Raw genomic sequence first — 15,517 nt, 5'->3', positions numbered from 1 at the left:
ATATCATACATTAAATTAATTTCAAATCTGCTTTTACTTTATTAAGTTCATGTGATCTAATTGGGTTATTTCCCAGCTATTAATAGACTCTTTCTTATTTATAGTGAGAAAAGTTCCTTTCTATTAATACCTAAATTACTTTACTATAATTCTAAACTTGTTTTTCATTAATCGCAATCTATAATTGCAAGTTGCAATTATATAAATGAAGCTTTTGATTTTATAAATGAAAGCTTTGTTTATAAAAACAAAAGCTTCATTTAGAGATTGCCTTTAATGTTAGTAATCTTTTCTATTAGTGAAAAGGAAGTTTGGCATCAATAGAGAATAAGTTTATATCTAATAGATTGGAATCAGTCTATTAATCAAAATTCGGCAGAAAGGTATAGTGAATCGGGTGAAACCTATGTGAAAGGCAGCCCTTCACCCGAAATCCCTTTATTCATCGATGTTTCAGAGTGGTGAAGGAGGTGAATGTCATGTTTAAAGAAAAGTTGCAGATGTGTGTAAGATAAAACATCTTGCACGCATCTGCAACGGTATCTTGCATAGGTTTATACTGCTATTAATCAAATAGATAAACTCTGGTTAGTGTAAGATGCAAGATAAAATCGAACACTAAAAGGTTCTGTGGAAGTTCCGGAAGTTATCCCAAAAGCTCTTTTACTTTTGCGGAAATGGCACGTCCTTCTGCAAGTCCTGCCAGCTTCTTGGAGGCAACTCCCATGACCTTACCCATGTCTTTACCGCTCGTAGCACCTGTCTCTGCGATGATTTCCTTCAAAGCAGCTTCCAGTTCTTCGGCACTCATCTGTTTCGGCAGGTATTTTTCCATAACGGCTACCTGACTCAATTCTACGTCAGCCAAGTCCTGACGACCCTGTCCGATATAGATTTCAGCAGAATCTTTTCCTTGTTTTACAAGTTTCTGGATAATCTTCAAAGCGGCATCATCTGTCAATATATCGTTAGCTCCCGGAGCTGTCTTAGCTTCGAGGAAGAACTTCTTTATATTTCTCAAAGTTTCGAGGGCTACTTTATCTTTCGCCTTCATTGCGTTTTTAATGTCTTCGCTGACTTGTTCGAATAAATCCATACTATTATAATTATAAATTGAAGATTAAAAATTAGATCTGAAGCCTGATGCTGTGGGACTATAATTTTCGTTCTTAAGCTCTCTGTTTAGAATGTAATTACGCCGTTATCATCCGTAGCTTCTTCTGTTGCCACTTCTTCTTCCAATGCAGCCTTTGTCCGGATTTTAGTAAGAGTCGTCTTATCACGCATGTACGTGGGAGAATCTTCTACCATGGCGATGATATCGTCGTTGTCCAAATCTTCCGTGTTGAAAAGATAGATGTGACGGCGTTTGCGGAGGCTCTTGCTTCCGATATTGCTGGCACTTTCTCCGTATGCCTTGCGGATACGTTCTTTGTTCTTCTCTTTCTCTTCTTCCAGTTGCAGTTGGCGTTCTTCCTCTTCCTGGCTGCGTGCAGCGTGCAGGCTGTCCATTCCGGGGACGTCTTCTACACCGAATCCGGTTGCCAATACGGTGATCTTTACTTTGGTATCCAGTGAGTTGTCGATGGCAACACCCCAGATCACTTCCACTCCTTCGCGGAATTTGCTCATGAACTCGTGTATCTCGTTCATTTCCTCCATCATCAGTTCCGATGACGGGCAGAAAGATACGTTCAACATTACTTTCTTGGCATTGAAGATATCATTGTTGTTGAGCAGCGGAGAATGTAGGGCATCGTCGATTGCTTTCGTCACACGATTTTCTCCTTCGCCGAATCCGGTACTCATGATCGCTACTCCGCCATCTTTCAGGATGGTTTTCACATCGGCAAAGTCGAGGTTGACCGTACCACGCATGGTGATAATCTCGGCAATACTCTTGGCAGCGATGGAAAGAGTGTCATCGGCTTTGCCGAAGGCATTCATAAAGGTAAGGTCGGCGTATATTTCGCGCAGGCGTTCGTTGTTGATAACCAATAGGGCATCAACGTGCTGGGCGATACGTTCGACGCCGTCCAGTGCCTGGATGATTTTCTTTTCTCCTTCGAAGATAAAGGGGATGGTGACGATACCGACAGTCAGAATATCCATTTCCTTCGCAATGCGGGCGATGACCGGGGCAGCTCCTGTTCCGGTTCCTCCTCCCATTCCGGCGGTGATGAATACCATCTTGGTGCCGTCGTTCAGTTGTGCCTTGATATCTTCTATACTTTCTTCAGCGGCGTCGCGTGCCCGTTCGGGACGGTTGCCGGCTCCAAGCCCTTGCGTGATGCTACGGCCCAGTTGCAGTTTCACCGGGACAGGTGATTCGGCCAATGCCTGGTTGTCCGTGTTGCAAAGAACGAACGTTACATCATGGATGCCTTCCCGGTACATGTGGTTTACAGCGTTACCACCACCACCACCTACACCAATCACTTTGATGATCTTCGGTGAATCTGTCGGGAAATCGAATTGTACTATCTCGTCCATAATAATATGATTTCTGATTTATGATTTCTGGTTTCTGAACTCTGATTTTTGAATCTTGATTTATAAGTTATGATTTATGATTTATGATATAGCGCGCCGCCAACTCATAACTCATAATTCATAAATCATAAATCACTTCATATCGTCGTCGGAGAAGATTTCTTTCGTCAACGAGTCGATCTTGCGCTGAATCCAGCTCGGACCGGCTTCTCTTTTCCGTCTTTCCTTCTCTTCCTTTTCCTTTTGCTTGCGAAGTTTTTCCGCTTCTTTAGCAGCTAACTTGGCTTCACGCTCTTCTTCCTCTTTCTTGAGGCGGGCGAGGCGGGCCTGTTCCTTCAGCTCCTGGTCGTCTTCAAATATGTCTGCGGTCCTATGCACTTCCGGCTCCGGTTTGGAGACTGGCGGTACAGGAGCAGCAGCTTGCGGGGCGGTTTCAGTCAGGCAACAGTTTTGGTTCCCTTCAAACAGTAGACCGAACAATGTGTTCTGTGAACCGTCTTTTTTTAGTATATTGTTGGGGGCATGGACCGTATTGCGTGGAAGTTTCGCCATCCGTATTTTTTCTATCTTGCTGCGTTTGCGCAAGGTTTCGTCCAAGTTCTTCAGGTTGGCGGCTCCTCCTGTCAGGATAAGTCCTGCCAGCAGTTTGTCTTCGTAGCCGGATAGCTGAATTTGGTTCCATACGTTGGCAACGATTTCTTCGGCACGGGCCTCGATGATATTATTAAGGTCTGCCACTTTGATGATACGGTTGTCATCCTCCAGTTTGCAGGTAGCTTCTTCCTCTTGTTCGGGGTCTTCTTCGTAGAGGGCGTCACCGTAGGCTTTTTTCAGGCGTTCGGCTTCTTCTTCCTCCATTTGCAGGGTGGTGATGTCACGCGTGATGCTGTTGCCTCCCAAAGGTAATACGGTGAGGAAGCGGAGAATGTTATTCTTATATACAGAGATGGTAGTCGTATCTGCTCCGAAGTCGATTAGTGCACAACCCGAACGGCGTTCGCTTTCTGTCAGTACGGCATTGGCTGTTACTAGCGGGGCGATCAGTTGGTCGGCAATGTCGATTTTTGCCTGCTGGAAGCAATGCTCCAGATTCTTGCGTACGGAAGCACGGGCAACGATGTTGAGGAAACGTCCTTCGATGTGGCTTCCTACCAGACCTACCGGGTTGGCTTGCAGATTATTGCCCACCTTGTATTCTTGCGGAGCTACGTCCAGTATATCCATATCAACCACCGGGATGGCAATGTTCTCATCACCGATAGCGCTTACAAGTTCTTCGGATATGATGGCTTCTTCCTCCAGGTCGCGGCTTACTACATTGCGGACTGTGCGGAGTGATTGTCCGCCGATGCCTACATATACCTTGGCAATTGAGTTTTTCAACTCACCTTCCAGTCTGTTGATGATCGAGGTCAGGCTTTGCGCTGTTTTGTCCAGATTGAAAATAACTCCTTTACGAATAAACGTAGAAGAGTCTTCCTGGGCATACGCTAATACCTGCATGCTTCCGTCACTGTTCTTTCTTCCGGCCACACCGGTTATCTTCGATGAACCAAGTTCAATAGCGGCGATAAATTCTGTTGTTGCCATATATATTTATTTACGATTTTACGATTTACAATTTACGATTGAAAAAAGATTGTTCACTCCTCAGCTGTCAACTATCAATTATCAACTATCATTTATTATCTATTCTCGTTTGGTGCAGATAATCTGGTTGTTGAATTCGAGATTGATACGCGAATATTTGTTCCAGCCTACCCGGTTGAGTCCTTTCTTGTAGAACTCCTTCAAACGTGCCAGTTTATCTTCAAAGTTTTCCAGTTTTCCGAGATAGACGAGATGGTCTCCCACACGCGGCACCAATTCGATGTTCTGGTCGGGCAACACATGGATCTGCTCTATCTGGGCGTCCCAGAATTTATTATTATGCAAAAATACACCAAACTTATATAAATCCTTCATTGCAAACGACTTTTCTACGTTTCCGGTGACAATTACCCGGTGAGCGACGCATTTTGCATCCGGTGGCATGATGGTTCCTTTGTTGTCAAGGTAGTAATTCTGACCGTTAGAGCTCATCACCCGAAGAATAGGGATACGTTGTGTCACTTCCACGCATACTTTGCCGCTGGGTGTTTTGTAACACTCGGCTTCGTCAATCAACGGATGTTTGCTTAGTTCCCGTTCCAGTGACTTGGTAGAGATGCGCTCCATCTTCTTCCCGATGGGGTAGATTCCTTTGTGCTGAAGGATACCTTTCAGCTCTTCTTTGGTGATGAAGCCGGCGTATGCGGTATCCTTGATAACCAATTCCATGTCACGGCAGGTCTGGTCGGCAGGCTTGCGGTTGAATGCGGTGATAGCTACGGCGAGGTAGGCTATAAGCACCAGCATGACGATGGATAGAAGGATTCTCTTTACCATAGTTTTTTTATTAATGAAGAATTAAGAATGAAGAATGAAGAATTGCTGCGCATCAATACGCTGGATAGAGATTCTTCATTCTTCATTATTCATTCTTAATTTTTTTGTTTCTAATAGTTCCTTTATTTCAGGGACATAGTTGTCGATGTCTCCAGCCCCCAAAGTGATTAATACTTCAATGTTTTTATCTTTCAGAATGTTCAGTATATCTTCCTTTTTGCACATACTTTTTTCAATGCCCGGACGGAGATTGTCATAAATCAGTTTGCTGGTGACGCCCGGAATCGGTGCTTCACGTGCCGGATAGATGTCTACCAGAATCACTTCGTCGAGTAGCGACAGGCTATCGGCAAAATCTTGATAGAAGTCGCGGGTGCGGGTGTAGAGATGCGGCTGGAAGATGGCTGTGATCTTCTTGTCCTTGTAAAGTTCGCGCATAGACAACACGCTCTGTTTGATTTCAGAGGGGTGGTGGGCGTAGTCACTCAAAAAGACGATACGGTCGTTCTTGATCTTGAAGTCGAACCGGCGGTCTACTCCGCGGAAACTTGCCATGCCTCTTTTTATTTCTTCATCGGTCACCCCGTTAAGGTGTGCCAATGCCATGGCGGCTACGCCGTTTTCTATGTTGATGCTAACTGGAATTCCCAGTTGAATATCGTTGATACGGGTGTCCGGGGCAACAAAGTCGATGAATATTTCTCCGTTTCCGATGCGGATATTTTCTGCATGGAAGTCGCCTTCGTCACGTGAGTAAGTATAGACACGAACACCCGGCTGCACTTTCGGTTGCAGGGAGATGCCTTTGCGGATAATCAGTGCGCCACCCGGTTGGATAAGCGTGGTATAATGCTCGAAACTTTCCAGGTAGGCTTGTTCTGTGCCGTAGATGTCCAAATGATCGGGGTCGGTAGATGTAATTACGGTCATATAGGGCGACAGCCAGTGGAAAGAACGGTCGAACTCATCTGCTTCAATCACCGTGTAAGGGCTTGTTTGAGAGAGTAGCAGGTTGGTGCCGTAGTTCTTCGAGATTCCTCCGAGAAAAGCGGTACATTCCACGTGCGATTGATGGAGCAAATGGGCTGTCATTGTCGATGTGGTTGTTTTTCCGTGAGTACCTGCCACGCACAGACCTTTGCTCGAATGGGTAATTGTTCCCAATACTTGGGCGCGTTTCTGTATTTCGAATCCGTTGTTGCGGAAATAAACGATTTCTTCATGTTCCTGCGGAACGGCGGGCGTGTATATGACTAACGTGCTTTCCTTGTCTTTGCAGGCTTCGGGAATCAGGTCGACGTTTTCTTCATAATGTATTTGTGCACCTTCAGCGATCAGGGTTTCAGTCAATGGAGTAGGGGTACGGTCATATCCGGCCACTACCTTGCCTTTGAAGAGGAAGTAGCGTACAAGTGCACTCATACCGATGCCACCGGCACCTACGAAATAGACTGATTTTATCGTTTCTATATTCATTTCTTCTGTTTTTTATTTTAGTACGGATTACGTCGTTTGATCCCGGAGCTATACTGCTACTTCAACCTGTGTGCAATCCGATAATCTATTTATCTGTTTTTTGCTTCTGTTTATCAGCTCTTTGCTTCCGCCAGTTTGATAACCTCCTGTGCGATGATTTTCGCAGAATTGGGCAAAGCCAGCTTGGCGATATTCTCTGTCAGTTCTTTCAGTTTCTGTTCGTCATTGACGGTGGATAATGCTACATCCATCAAGGTTGTTTCCGCTTCACTGTCTTTGACGTAGATAGCTGCCTGCTTATTCACCAATGCTAAGGCATTCTTAGTCTGATGGTCTTCCGCTACATTGGGAGAAGGCACTAAGATAACAGGTTTATGTAACAGGCAGAACTCTGAAATAGAACCTGCCCCTGCACGGGAAATCACAAGATCGGCTGCTGCGTATGCGGCTGCCATGTCTTTGATGAAATCCGTTACATATAAGTTCGGAAGTGCACCTGCAGCTTTCACGGCTTCTTTCACTTGCGGGTAATAGTATTTGCCCGTTTGCCAGATGAATTGCACGTCCGTGTTTTCTTTGATGGTTGCCAGTCCGGCTGTCAGCGTATTGTTGATGGTACGTGCACCCAGACTGCCGCCTACAATCAGAATCGTTTTTTTGCCTGGCTGTAAGTTGAAGGAGCGCAATGCTTCTTCTTTAGACGGCATATCCTTTGTCAGGTTTTGGCGGACAGGATTCCCCGTCATAATAATCTTGTCGGCAGGGAAGAACTTTTCCATTCCGTCATAAGCTACACAAATCACTTTTGCTTTCTGTGCCAGGAGCTTATTGGTCACTCCGGCATAAGAGTTTTGTTCCTGGATTAATGTCGGTACTCCCATCATTCCGGCAGTCTTCAATGTAGGTCCGCTTGCATATCCGCCTACGCCTACCGCCACTTGTGGGCGGAAGTCCTTGATAACTTTGCGTGCTTTCCACTGGCTGCGCATCAGTTTAATCAATACAGATACATTTTTCCATAAACGTTTGCGGTCGAATCCGGCAATCGGAAGCCCGATAATACGGTAGCCTGCATCGGGAACCCGTTGCATTTCCATACGTCCTTCAGCACCTACAAAGAGAATTTCTGCGTCGGGGCGTAGCTCTATTATAGCGTTTGCGATAGAGACGGCAGGAAAGATATGCCCTCCTGTTCCTCCACCACTGATAATAATTCTAAGTTCTTTTTCCATCCTAATTCTTTTTTCTATCCGTTGTTCAACGTTTTTCGTTCACCACTCACCGTTCACCACTCACCGTTTATCAATATCATGCTCATCTTCAAACTTGGCATCGCTGTTCAGAATCTGTGCTGTCGGTTCGGCGGCAGTCTGTGCCTCGGAACTTGCAGCTGCATCTGCCTCTAATTGCAGTTGGATCTGTGCATCGTGCGCTTTTTGTTCTTCCAGATGGGCGGTATATCGGCTTACACTTAATATCATACCGATATAAGCGCAGTTGATTAACGTACTTGTACCTCCTTTGCTGACTAAAGGCAGGGGCTGGCCGGTGACGGGGAATAATCCGACGGCAACCATCATATTCAATATTGCTTGCGATACCAGTAGCAACGCAATGCCCATAACGAGAAAGGCGGGGAAGGTTCGCTCGCATTTCTGGGCGATTCGTCCGGCTCGCATCAGCAGCCATAGATAGAGGAACACCACAAATATTCCTCCGATTAATCCCATTTCTTCAATCACAATCGCAAAGATAAAATCGGAGAATGCCTGACTAAGGAAGTCACGTTGTATCGAGTTTCCCGGACCTTTGCCGACTACGTGGCTGGTAGCAATGGCGATGCGTGCATGCGCTACCTGTGCATCTTTGTCAATATCAAATTTGGCAGCCGGCACTTCCTCCTTCTCAAAGAAGCCGGAAACACGATTCTGCCACGTTTCGAAACGATGAAGTCCCGGAGTGTTATGCAGCGTTTTGGCGGGAATAGCCATCAGTATACCTACGGCAACACCGCCCACAAGTGCCAATATTCCCAACATTCCGAATAGCTTTTTTGCTGACACCCGGCCGATAAACATCATCATGCATACTACTCCGAAAAGCAGCATTGCTGTCGAAAGGTTTTCCGGTGCGATAAGCAGGAATACCAGTCCGGTGAGGATCATGATATATTTGAAGGCGTTCGGGTTGGCTCCGTATTCGTCCTGCCTTTTGGACAGGATGAATGAGACGGCAATGATAACCGCCATCTTTGCCAATTCCGAAGGCTGGAACTGTAATCCCATAAAGGTCATCCAACGGGCTGCCCCGTTGACACGGTCCCCTGTGATGATACCCATCAGCGTGACAAATGCCAATAGAACCAGGGAAATCGGATACAGAAAGACCGGAAATACCTGGAACCATTTGTAGGGAACATTATGCAGAAATACGACTACCACAGCACCTACCATCAGGATGATGGAGTGTTGTGTAATCGGTCCCCAATGGTCGCCACTTTTGTAAGTCAGTGTCGACGCTGCCGAGAACACCTCGATAATAGAGATGAGGCAGAGACAGAGGAAGATAATCCAGATTACCTTGTCACCTTTGAATATGTTCTTTAATAAATCCAATCTTGTAGCAATTAAAAATTAATAATTAGAAATTAAAGGGCGCGGACACATTCCTTAAACTGGTCGCCACGGTCTTCATAGCTTTTGAAGAGGTCGAAAGAGGCGCAGCAAGGGCTTAATAATACTGTTTCACCTTTCTTTGCCAGTTTGTAGGCAGCTTCTACGGCATCCTTCATTCCGGTTTGTACGTCTGCTACGGGCAGGCCGAAACGATCGAAGAATTCGTGAAGTTTTTCGTTGTGAAGTCCCAGGTATACCAGTGCCGAACACTTTTCACGTACCAGGTCTTCAATTTCAGTATAGTCGTTGCCTTTATCTTTACCACCGAGGATCAATACCGTTTTGGTAGTCATGCTTTGCAGGGCATACCAGCAGGAGTTGACATTCGTTGCTTTAGAGTCGTTGATGAAATCAATTCCGCGGACACGTGCCACCTTTTCCAACCGATGCTCTACTCCCTTAAAGTCGGAGAGGGCTTTACGGATGTTTTCTTTGGCGATGCCGGCAAGGTTTGCCGAGATACCGGCGGCTAAAGAATTATATAAGTTATGTTGCCCTGTCAGAGCCAGTTCTTCCTGCTCCATGTTGAAGGCAATCGGTTCGGTGATTTTCACTTCGTGGTCTTCTACGTATGCGATTGCTCCGTCTTCTTTTACAGCGGCAAAAGGATACAGGTGAGCTTTCAGACCATGTTTCGCCAGTTCTTGTCTGATGATCGGGTCGTCATTCCAGAAGATGAAAGCATCGTCCGGGGTTTGGTTTTGGGTAATGCGGAATTTAGCGTCGATGTAATTCTGCATACAGTGGTCGTAGCGATCAAGATGGTCCGGAGTGATGTTCATCAATACGGCGATGTTCGCACGGAAGTTATACATATTATCCAGCTGGAAAGAGCTAAGTTCGATAATATAATAGTCATGGTAATCTTCGGCTACCTGCAAAGCAAGACTTTTGCCGATGTTGCCTGCCAAACCTACGTTCAGACCTGCGCTTTTGAAAATGTGGTAGATCAGGGAAGTTGTTGTAGTCTTTCCGTTAGAACCTGTAATACAGATCATTTTGGCATCAGTATAGCGCCCGGCAAACTCAATCTCGGAGATCACCGGTGTGCCTTGAGCTTTCAGTTTCAGGATGATTGGGGCATCATTCGGGATACCGGGGCTTTTGATAACCTCGTCGGCATTCAGAATGAGCTCTTCGGTATGGTGTCCTTCTTCCCAGGCAATATGATGGCTGTCGAGAAGTTCCTTATATTTGTCCTTGATGGCGGACATGTCCGAAACAAACGTCTCAAATCCTTTTACTTTTGCGAGTACGGCTGCACCTGCGCCGCTTTCGCCAGCTCCTAAAATTACAATTCTTTTCATCTACAATAATGTGCCCTTGTTTTCTAATCGATTGATTTATCTATTAGCTGTGCACATCTTTTAAAAGTTAATAATCGGGTTGATACTCTCTATAAAAACTTGGCTTCCGAATGGAAACCCGGCTCCGGCACCTTGCCGGTTATCTTATTTTTAATGTTATAATTGTTATTGCCGCCAATACAATCGTTACAATCCAGAAACGGACGGTAATCTTTGATTCGTGGAACAGCTGGTCGGGCTTGGTGAATTTCACCGTACAGCCCGGTTCAATCAGGCTCATCGAAGTACGGAAATGATCGTGAATCGGTGTGCGCTTGAACAAACGTTGCTTTACACCTTTCCGCTTTCCTGCCTTATAATAAGCCCGTTGCAGGATTACCGACAGATTTTCTACCAGGAATACACCGCAAAGGATCGGTATCAACAACTCTTTGTGAATGATGATGGCGAACACTGCGATGATACCACCAATGGTGAGGCTGCCTGTGTCTCCCATAAATACTTGTGCCGGATAAGCATTGTACCATAAGAAACCGATAAGCGCACCGATGAAAGCACAGATATAGATTACCAGTTCTTCCGACCCCGGAATATACATAATGTTCAGATAGCCTGCGAACTCGATATGCGACGATACATACGCCAATATCCCCAGCGTTGCGCCGATAATGGCCGAGTTTCCGGCAGCCATTCCGTCCATACCGTCATTCAGGTTGGCACCGTTTGATACGGCGGTAACCACGATGATTGTGACGATGACGAACAAAATCCATCCGGCTGTTTGCGCATGCTCGCCCATGAAAGAAACCAAATCGGCATAATCAAGGTTATTGCTCTTGAAAAAAGGAATCGTTGTCTGGGTCGATTTCAAATCATTGGTTCCGTGTATCACTTCCATCTCCTGTCCCGGATTATGAACTTCGATATTCTCACGGATCACTACGTCCGGGCTTAGATACAGAGTCATTCCGACAATTAAACCCAAACCGACCTGACCGATAATCTTGAACTTGCCATGCAAACCTTCTTTGTCTTTTTTAAAGATCTTGATATAGTCGTCAGCGAAGCCGAGTGATCCCAACCATACGGTGGTTATCAGCATCAGTATCATATATATATTATGCAGTTTACCCAACAACAGACAAGGAATCAGGATGGCTACGATGATGATAACACCTCCCATGCTCGGCACGCCTACTTTGTTGACGCCGAACGGGTCCGTTTTAGCATCACGCTGCGTTTCTGTGATTTGTTTCCTTTTGAGTAGGTTGATGAACTTGTCTCCCCAGATACTTGAAATAAGTAACGCGAGGATCACCGCCATCAAAGCACGGAATGAAGTATATCCGAACATTCCCGCTCCTGGAAAATTGAGCTTATGTAGCCATTCAAATAGATAATATAACATAAATAATTTGCCAATTTATTGATGTGTTGCTATGTCGCTTCTGCCGGATGAATACCGGAGCCAGTCGGCATATTAGCACAATCTATTCATTATTTAAAAATTTCTTTGAGTACTTCTTTATCGTCAAAATGATGTTTTACTCCTTTTATCTCCTGGTAATTCTCGTGTCCTTTTCCGGCAACGAGAATCACATCTCCTTTTTCTGCCAGCATGCAAGCCGTGCGAATCGCTTCTTTGCGGTCGGCAATGCTTAGCGTTTTCTTCATATCCTCCGCATCCAGTCCGGCAAGCATATCGTTGATGATGTCTTGCGGCTCTTCGAAGCGCGGATTGTCTGAAGTGATGATGACGCGGTCGCTGGCTTTAGCAGCTTCCTTTGCCATGATGGGACGTTTGCCCTTGTCACGGTTGCCACCGGCACCCACTACTGTAATCACTTTTCCTTTTCCTTCAAGTACTCCATGTATGGCATTCAATACATTAATAAGAGCATCCGGAGTATGCGCATAATCTACAATCGCTGTAACTCCCTGTGGAGAACGGACCGCATCGAAACGTCCGGCTACCGGATGAAGCGTGCTAAGGGCCACAAGCACCTCTTCTTCTTTCTTGCCCAACAGAACGGCTGCCCCGAATACTGCCAGCAAATTGGAAGCATTGAACTTACCGATAAACTGAACTGCCAATTCATGGTTGTTGAAGTCGAGCAACATTCCTTCAAAATGAGACTCCAATACCCGCCCTTTAAAGTCACAAAGGCTTCTCAATGAATAAGTATAAACCTTAGAACGTGTATTCTGTGTCATTACCAGTCCGTTCTTATCGTCCAGATTAGTCAGGCTGAATGCGCTTTTCGGCAGATCGTCAAAGAACTTCTTCTTTGCTTTCAGATAATTCTCTACTGTTTTATGATAGTCGAGATGGTCGCGGGTCAGATTGGTAAAGATCCCTCCTGCATACTTTAATCCACTGATACGTTTCTGTGCAATGGAGTGTGAACTGACTTCCATGAAAACATATTTGCATCCTTCATCCGCCATTCGTCCCAATAGACGGTTCAACGTGATAGGATCGGGCGTGGTATGCTCTGTCGGGATCGGCTCGTCGTCGATATAATTGCAAACGGTAGAAATCAATCCTACCTTATATCCGAAATAACGGAATGTATTATATAATAAGGTGGCGATTGTTGTTTTTCCGTTCGTTCCGGTAACACCAACCAGTTCCATCTTGGAAGTGGGGTCGCCGTAGAAAGTAGTAGCAATCTTTCCTACTGCATCTTCACTGTCTTTGACTTGTATATAAGTGATCCCCGCAACAGGTTCTTCCGGCATATCCTCGCAGAGGATAGCAGTCGCTCCTTTCGCTATGGCAGCAGGTATGTAGGCGTGGCCGTCGGCTTGTGTGCCGCGCATTGCCATGAACAGTTGGCCGGCTTCCACTAGACGGGAGTCAATATTGACTCCGGTGATTTCTATGTCTGAATCTCCGGCTACCTCTACCGGTTGGATCGCTTTCAGTAACTCCTTTAATAACATCACTCTATTTAATTTTTAATCTTTATTTTTTACTTTAGCGTCAGCGTCACCGTTTGTCCCTTCTTTACGATGGTTCCATTGGCTATCGACTGGCTTTTCACTTTGCCTACCCCGACCAGATTGACTTTCAATCCTTTGCTTTCCAACAAGTAGACAGCGTCTTTCGCTCCCATACCTATCACGCTCGGCACAAAGTTCTGCATATTGCTCCGGCTTTCAAGAACCACAGCTTGCGGAGCAACGTGCGTATTCCCCCACACTTCTTTTCCTGAATCGGCAACTTTACCTTGTATATTAATCTCCAGCTCCTCCAATACCCGTTGAGCTTCGCGCATCTCTCCGGCTTTTACATTCGGAATGACTACGGAATTGGTGTCAATCGCATTGGTAAGCGGCAACCGCAGGTCTTTGGCATACACTCTTTCTGCAATCTTGCTGAATACACTACCTGCCATCAAACCTCCCGAAGCCGGCAAGCCCGGTTTCTGGATAGAGACAATCATACTATATTTAGGTGCCTCTGACGGAAAATATCCGCAGAAACTAACCAGGTAATTCGTTCTTCCCGTTTTGTATCCGGCTGCTCCCTGTGAAATCTGCGCCGTTCCCGTTTTGCCTGAAACGTGGAACTGCTTACTCCCTGCAGGCTTGGCAAGTCCCTCACCAACCACTTTCCGCAGTATTTCACGAATTTGTGTCAAAGTCTTATCCGAACAAATCTTAGGATTGATAACCTCTGTCGGATATTCTTTCACGACTTCCCCGTCTTTCACGGCAGCTTTGACAAATTTCGGACGTACACTGACTCCATTATTAGCTATTCCGTTGTAGAACGTCAGAATATTGATTGGAGGAACCTGTGTCTCGTATCCGATACTCATCCACGGCAAAGTCGTCTTTGCAAAATAACGTTCTTTCGGACCACGGATATTCGGCTTCCCTTCTCCTGAAATCTGTAGGTGGAGCGGTTGGTCGATACTCATCCGTTTTAACCCGTCTACGAACTTCTGTGGATTGCTACCATAGAAATGATCTATAATATAAGAGGTACCGACGTTGGACGAAACTCCCAGAATTTCTGTAACAGTCAGCTTCCCATATCCTCCACGGTGCCAGTTGTGGTCTTTCATGACACGTCCGTACATCGGCATCTGTCCGTTGCCGGTGTCTACCACATAGTCCGGAGTAATCTTGCCGTCTTCGAGAGCTACCATAATAGAAGCCGTCTTGAAAGTGGACCCCGGCTCAAGCATATCACTGATGGCATTGTTGCGCATTTCGTAATACTCGCCGTCCTTGCCTTGCATCATGTTGACGATCGCTTTCACTTCTCCGGTAGCTACTTCCATCAATACCACCACGCCTACGCTGGCATTCAGCTCTTTCAGCTTGTCTACCAATGCTTTCTCGCAAATATCCTGCATGCCTACGTCGATGGTACTAATCAAATCGCAACCGTCAACCGGCGGCACATCGACAATGTTCAGATATTTGTTCATCACTTTTTGGCGGTGCGTCAGTCCGTCCCGTCCTTTCAGGATAGTGTCGAAAGCAAGTTCGATACCATTTCTGGCTCCTTTGGCTGTATCTGCATACACATCTCCCAGCGTACGGGCAGCCAGTGAACCGAAAGGTTTCTTGCGCTGATTGTATGCTAATTCTTTAAATCCGCCTTTATACCGGTTCAAACAGAATACGGGCAGTCTCTTTACCTCTTTATATTGTATATAGGAAATACGTTTCGGATAAATCAGATAATTACGGCTTTTTGCCTGGCGTCCTTTCTTGAGGTGTGCTTTGAATTGGGCTGCACTCTTGTCCGGGAATATCTTGTGAAGTCCGATACAGATGGAATCCATATTGGCATTGAGGATGGAGTCCCGGCGTGCCTGATCTTTCCGTCTGCGTTTTTCGTCCTTCTCACCGGACATAAAGTCCATATAGATTCTGTACTCGGGTAGCGAACTGGCCATCAGTTTACCGTCAGAAGAAATAATGTTTCCACGATTAGGTTTCACCGTCACATTCTCTTTTACGAAACGATCAGCCACATCCTGCCAGTATTGTCGTTCGGCAAACATGGTGATGCCTGCTTTTACAACAATAGCTATTCCTATCAACGCCATCAACAGGATGACGAAGAAGTAACGGGTCATTATGTTCTTTTTATTAACTGCCACAGTATTTGTCTTT

The 15,517-nt window shown here is 45.7% G+C and carries 11 protein-coding genes; all 11 read right to left on the bottom strand.

The genetic code is table 11. The features are described 5' to 3' along the window. Nucleotides 1-646 precede the first annotated feature (646 nt). Nucleotides 647-1,096: a GatB/YqeY domain-containing protein gene (locus KFO40_RS11460; protein ID WP_118407912.1), complete on the bottom strand. Its 450-nt coding sequence runs from the start codon at nucleotides 1,094-1,096 to the stop codon at nucleotides 647-649. 86 nt (nucleotides 1,097-1,182) lie between these two features. Beyond that, a complete protein-coding gene (gene ftsZ / locus KFO40_RS11455) occupies nucleotides 1,183-2,493 on the bottom strand; it encodes a cell division protein FtsZ (RefSeq protein WP_004309506.1) in 1,311 nt (436 codons plus the stop codon). 132 nt (nucleotides 2,494-2,625) lie between these two features. Beyond that, on the bottom strand, nucleotides 2,626-4,083 hold the full coding sequence (ftsA, locus tag KFO40_RS11450) for a cell division protein FtsA (RefSeq protein WP_004315397.1): 1,458 nt from the start codon (nucleotides 4,081-4,083) through the stop codon (nucleotides 2,626-2,628). Between the two features lie 99 nt (nucleotides 4,084-4,182). Further along, the gene (locus KFO40_RS11445) at nucleotides 4,183-4,920 is read right to left on the bottom strand and encodes a cell division protein FtsQ/DivIB (protein ID WP_008024115.1); all 738 of its coding nucleotides are present in this window, start codon (nucleotides 4,918-4,920) and stop codon (nucleotides 4,183-4,185) included. A 75-nt stretch (nucleotides 4,921-4,995) separates the two neighbouring features. After that, on the bottom strand, nucleotides 4,996-6,396 hold the full coding sequence (murC, locus tag KFO40_RS11440) for a UDP-N-acetylmuramate--L-alanine ligase (protein WP_055235122.1): 1,401 nt from the start codon (nucleotides 6,394-6,396) through the stop codon (nucleotides 4,996-4,998). Nucleotides 6,397-6,509: 113 nt separating this feature from the next. Further along, entirely contained in the window at nucleotides 6,510-7,628 is a 1,119-nt protein-coding gene (gene murG / locus KFO40_RS11435) for an undecaprenyldiphospho-muramoylpentapeptide beta-N-acetylglucosaminyltransferase (RefSeq protein ID WP_211146375.1), read from the bottom strand. A 60-nt stretch (nucleotides 7,629-7,688) separates the two neighbouring features. Further along, nucleotides 7,689-9,011: an FtsW/RodA/SpoVE family cell cycle protein gene (locus tag KFO40_RS11430; RefSeq protein WP_008024120.1), complete on the bottom strand. Its 1,323-nt coding sequence runs from the start codon at nucleotides 9,009-9,011 to the stop codon at nucleotides 7,689-7,691. A gap of 32 nt (nucleotides 9,012-9,043) precedes the next feature. Beyond that, the gene (murD, locus tag KFO40_RS11425) at nucleotides 9,044-10,378 is read right to left on the bottom strand and encodes a UDP-N-acetylmuramoyl-L-alanine--D-glutamate ligase (RefSeq protein WP_008024121.1); all 1,335 of its coding nucleotides are present in this window, start codon (nucleotides 10,376-10,378) and stop codon (nucleotides 9,044-9,046) included. Between the two features lie 139 nt (nucleotides 10,379-10,517). Further along, nucleotides 10,518-11,786, bottom strand: coding sequence for a phospho-N-acetylmuramoyl-pentapeptide-transferase (locus KFO40_RS11420; protein WP_049701648.1), 1,269 nt, complete (start codon nucleotides 11,784-11,786; stop codon nucleotides 10,518-10,520). Nucleotides 11,787-11,875: 89 nt separating this feature from the next. Then, complete coding sequence (locus KFO40_RS11415; RefSeq protein ID WP_009039160.1) at nucleotides 11,876-13,324, bottom strand: UDP-N-acetylmuramoyl-L-alanyl-D-glutamate--2,6-diaminopimelate ligase; 1,449 nt, start codon at nucleotides 13,322-13,324, stop codon at nucleotides 11,876-11,878. 29 nt (nucleotides 13,325-13,353) lie between these two features. Next, nucleotides 13,354-15,480 carry a penicillin-binding protein gene (locus tag KFO40_RS11410; RefSeq protein WP_008024126.1) on the bottom strand — a complete coding sequence of 709 codons (2,127 nt, stop codon included), beginning with the start codon at nucleotides 15,478-15,480 and terminating at the stop codon, nucleotides 13,354-13,356. Nucleotides 15,481-15,517 lie beyond the last annotated feature (37 nt).

Origin of the sequence: Bacteroides sp. 1001302B_160321_D4 (genome assembly GCF_015667765.1) — a bacterium.
GTDB classification, from domain to species: Bacteria; Bacteroidota; Bacteroidia; order Bacteroidales; family Bacteroidaceae; genus Bacteroides; species Bacteroides xylanisolvens.
The sequence above is the reverse complement of the archived record's forward strand: the minus strand, read 5'-3'. Positions and strand labels throughout refer to the sequence as shown.

What these genes read in the sequence shown, in the direction of transcription:
- KFO40_RS11460 (WP_118407912.1), bottom strand. Translation starts at nt 1,096, where the DNA reads ATGGATTTATTCGAACAAGTCAGCGAAGACATTAAAAACGCAATGAAG.
- ftsZ (WP_004309506.1), bottom strand. Translation starts at nt 2,493, where the DNA reads ATGGACGAGATAGTACAATTCGATTTCCCGACAGATTCACCGAAGATC.
- ftsA (WP_004315397.1), bottom strand. Translation starts at nt 4,083, where the DNA reads ATGGCAACAACAGAATTTATCGCCGCTATTGAACTTGGTTCATCGAAG.
- KFO40_RS11445 (WP_008024115.1), bottom strand. Translation starts at nt 4,920, where the DNA reads ATGGTAAAGAGAATCCTTCTATCCATCGTCATGCTGGTGCTTATAGCC.
- murC (WP_055235122.1), bottom strand. Translation starts at nt 6,396, where the DNA reads ATGAATATAGAAACGATAAAATCAGTCTATTTCGTAGGTGCCGGTGGC.
- murG (WP_211146375.1), bottom strand. Translation starts at nt 7,628, where the DNA reads ATGGAAAAAGAACTTAGAATTATTATCAGTGGTGGAGGAACAGGAGGG.
- murD (WP_008024121.1), bottom strand. Translation starts at nt 10,378, where the DNA reads ATGAAAAGAATTGTAATTTTAGGAGCTGGCGAAAGCGGCGCAGGTGCA.
- KFO40_RS11420 (WP_049701648.1), bottom strand. Translation starts at nt 11,786, where the DNA reads ATGTTATATTATCTATTTGAATGGCTACATAAGCTCAATTTTCCAGGA.
- KFO40_RS11415 (WP_009039160.1), bottom strand. Translation starts at nt 13,324, where the DNA reads ATGTTATTAAAGGAGTTACTGAAAGCGATCCAACCGGTAGAGGTAGCC.
- KFO40_RS11410 (WP_008024126.1), bottom strand. Translation starts at nt 15,480, where the DNA reads ATGACCCGTTACTTCTTCGTCATCCTGTTGATGGCGTTGATAGGAATA.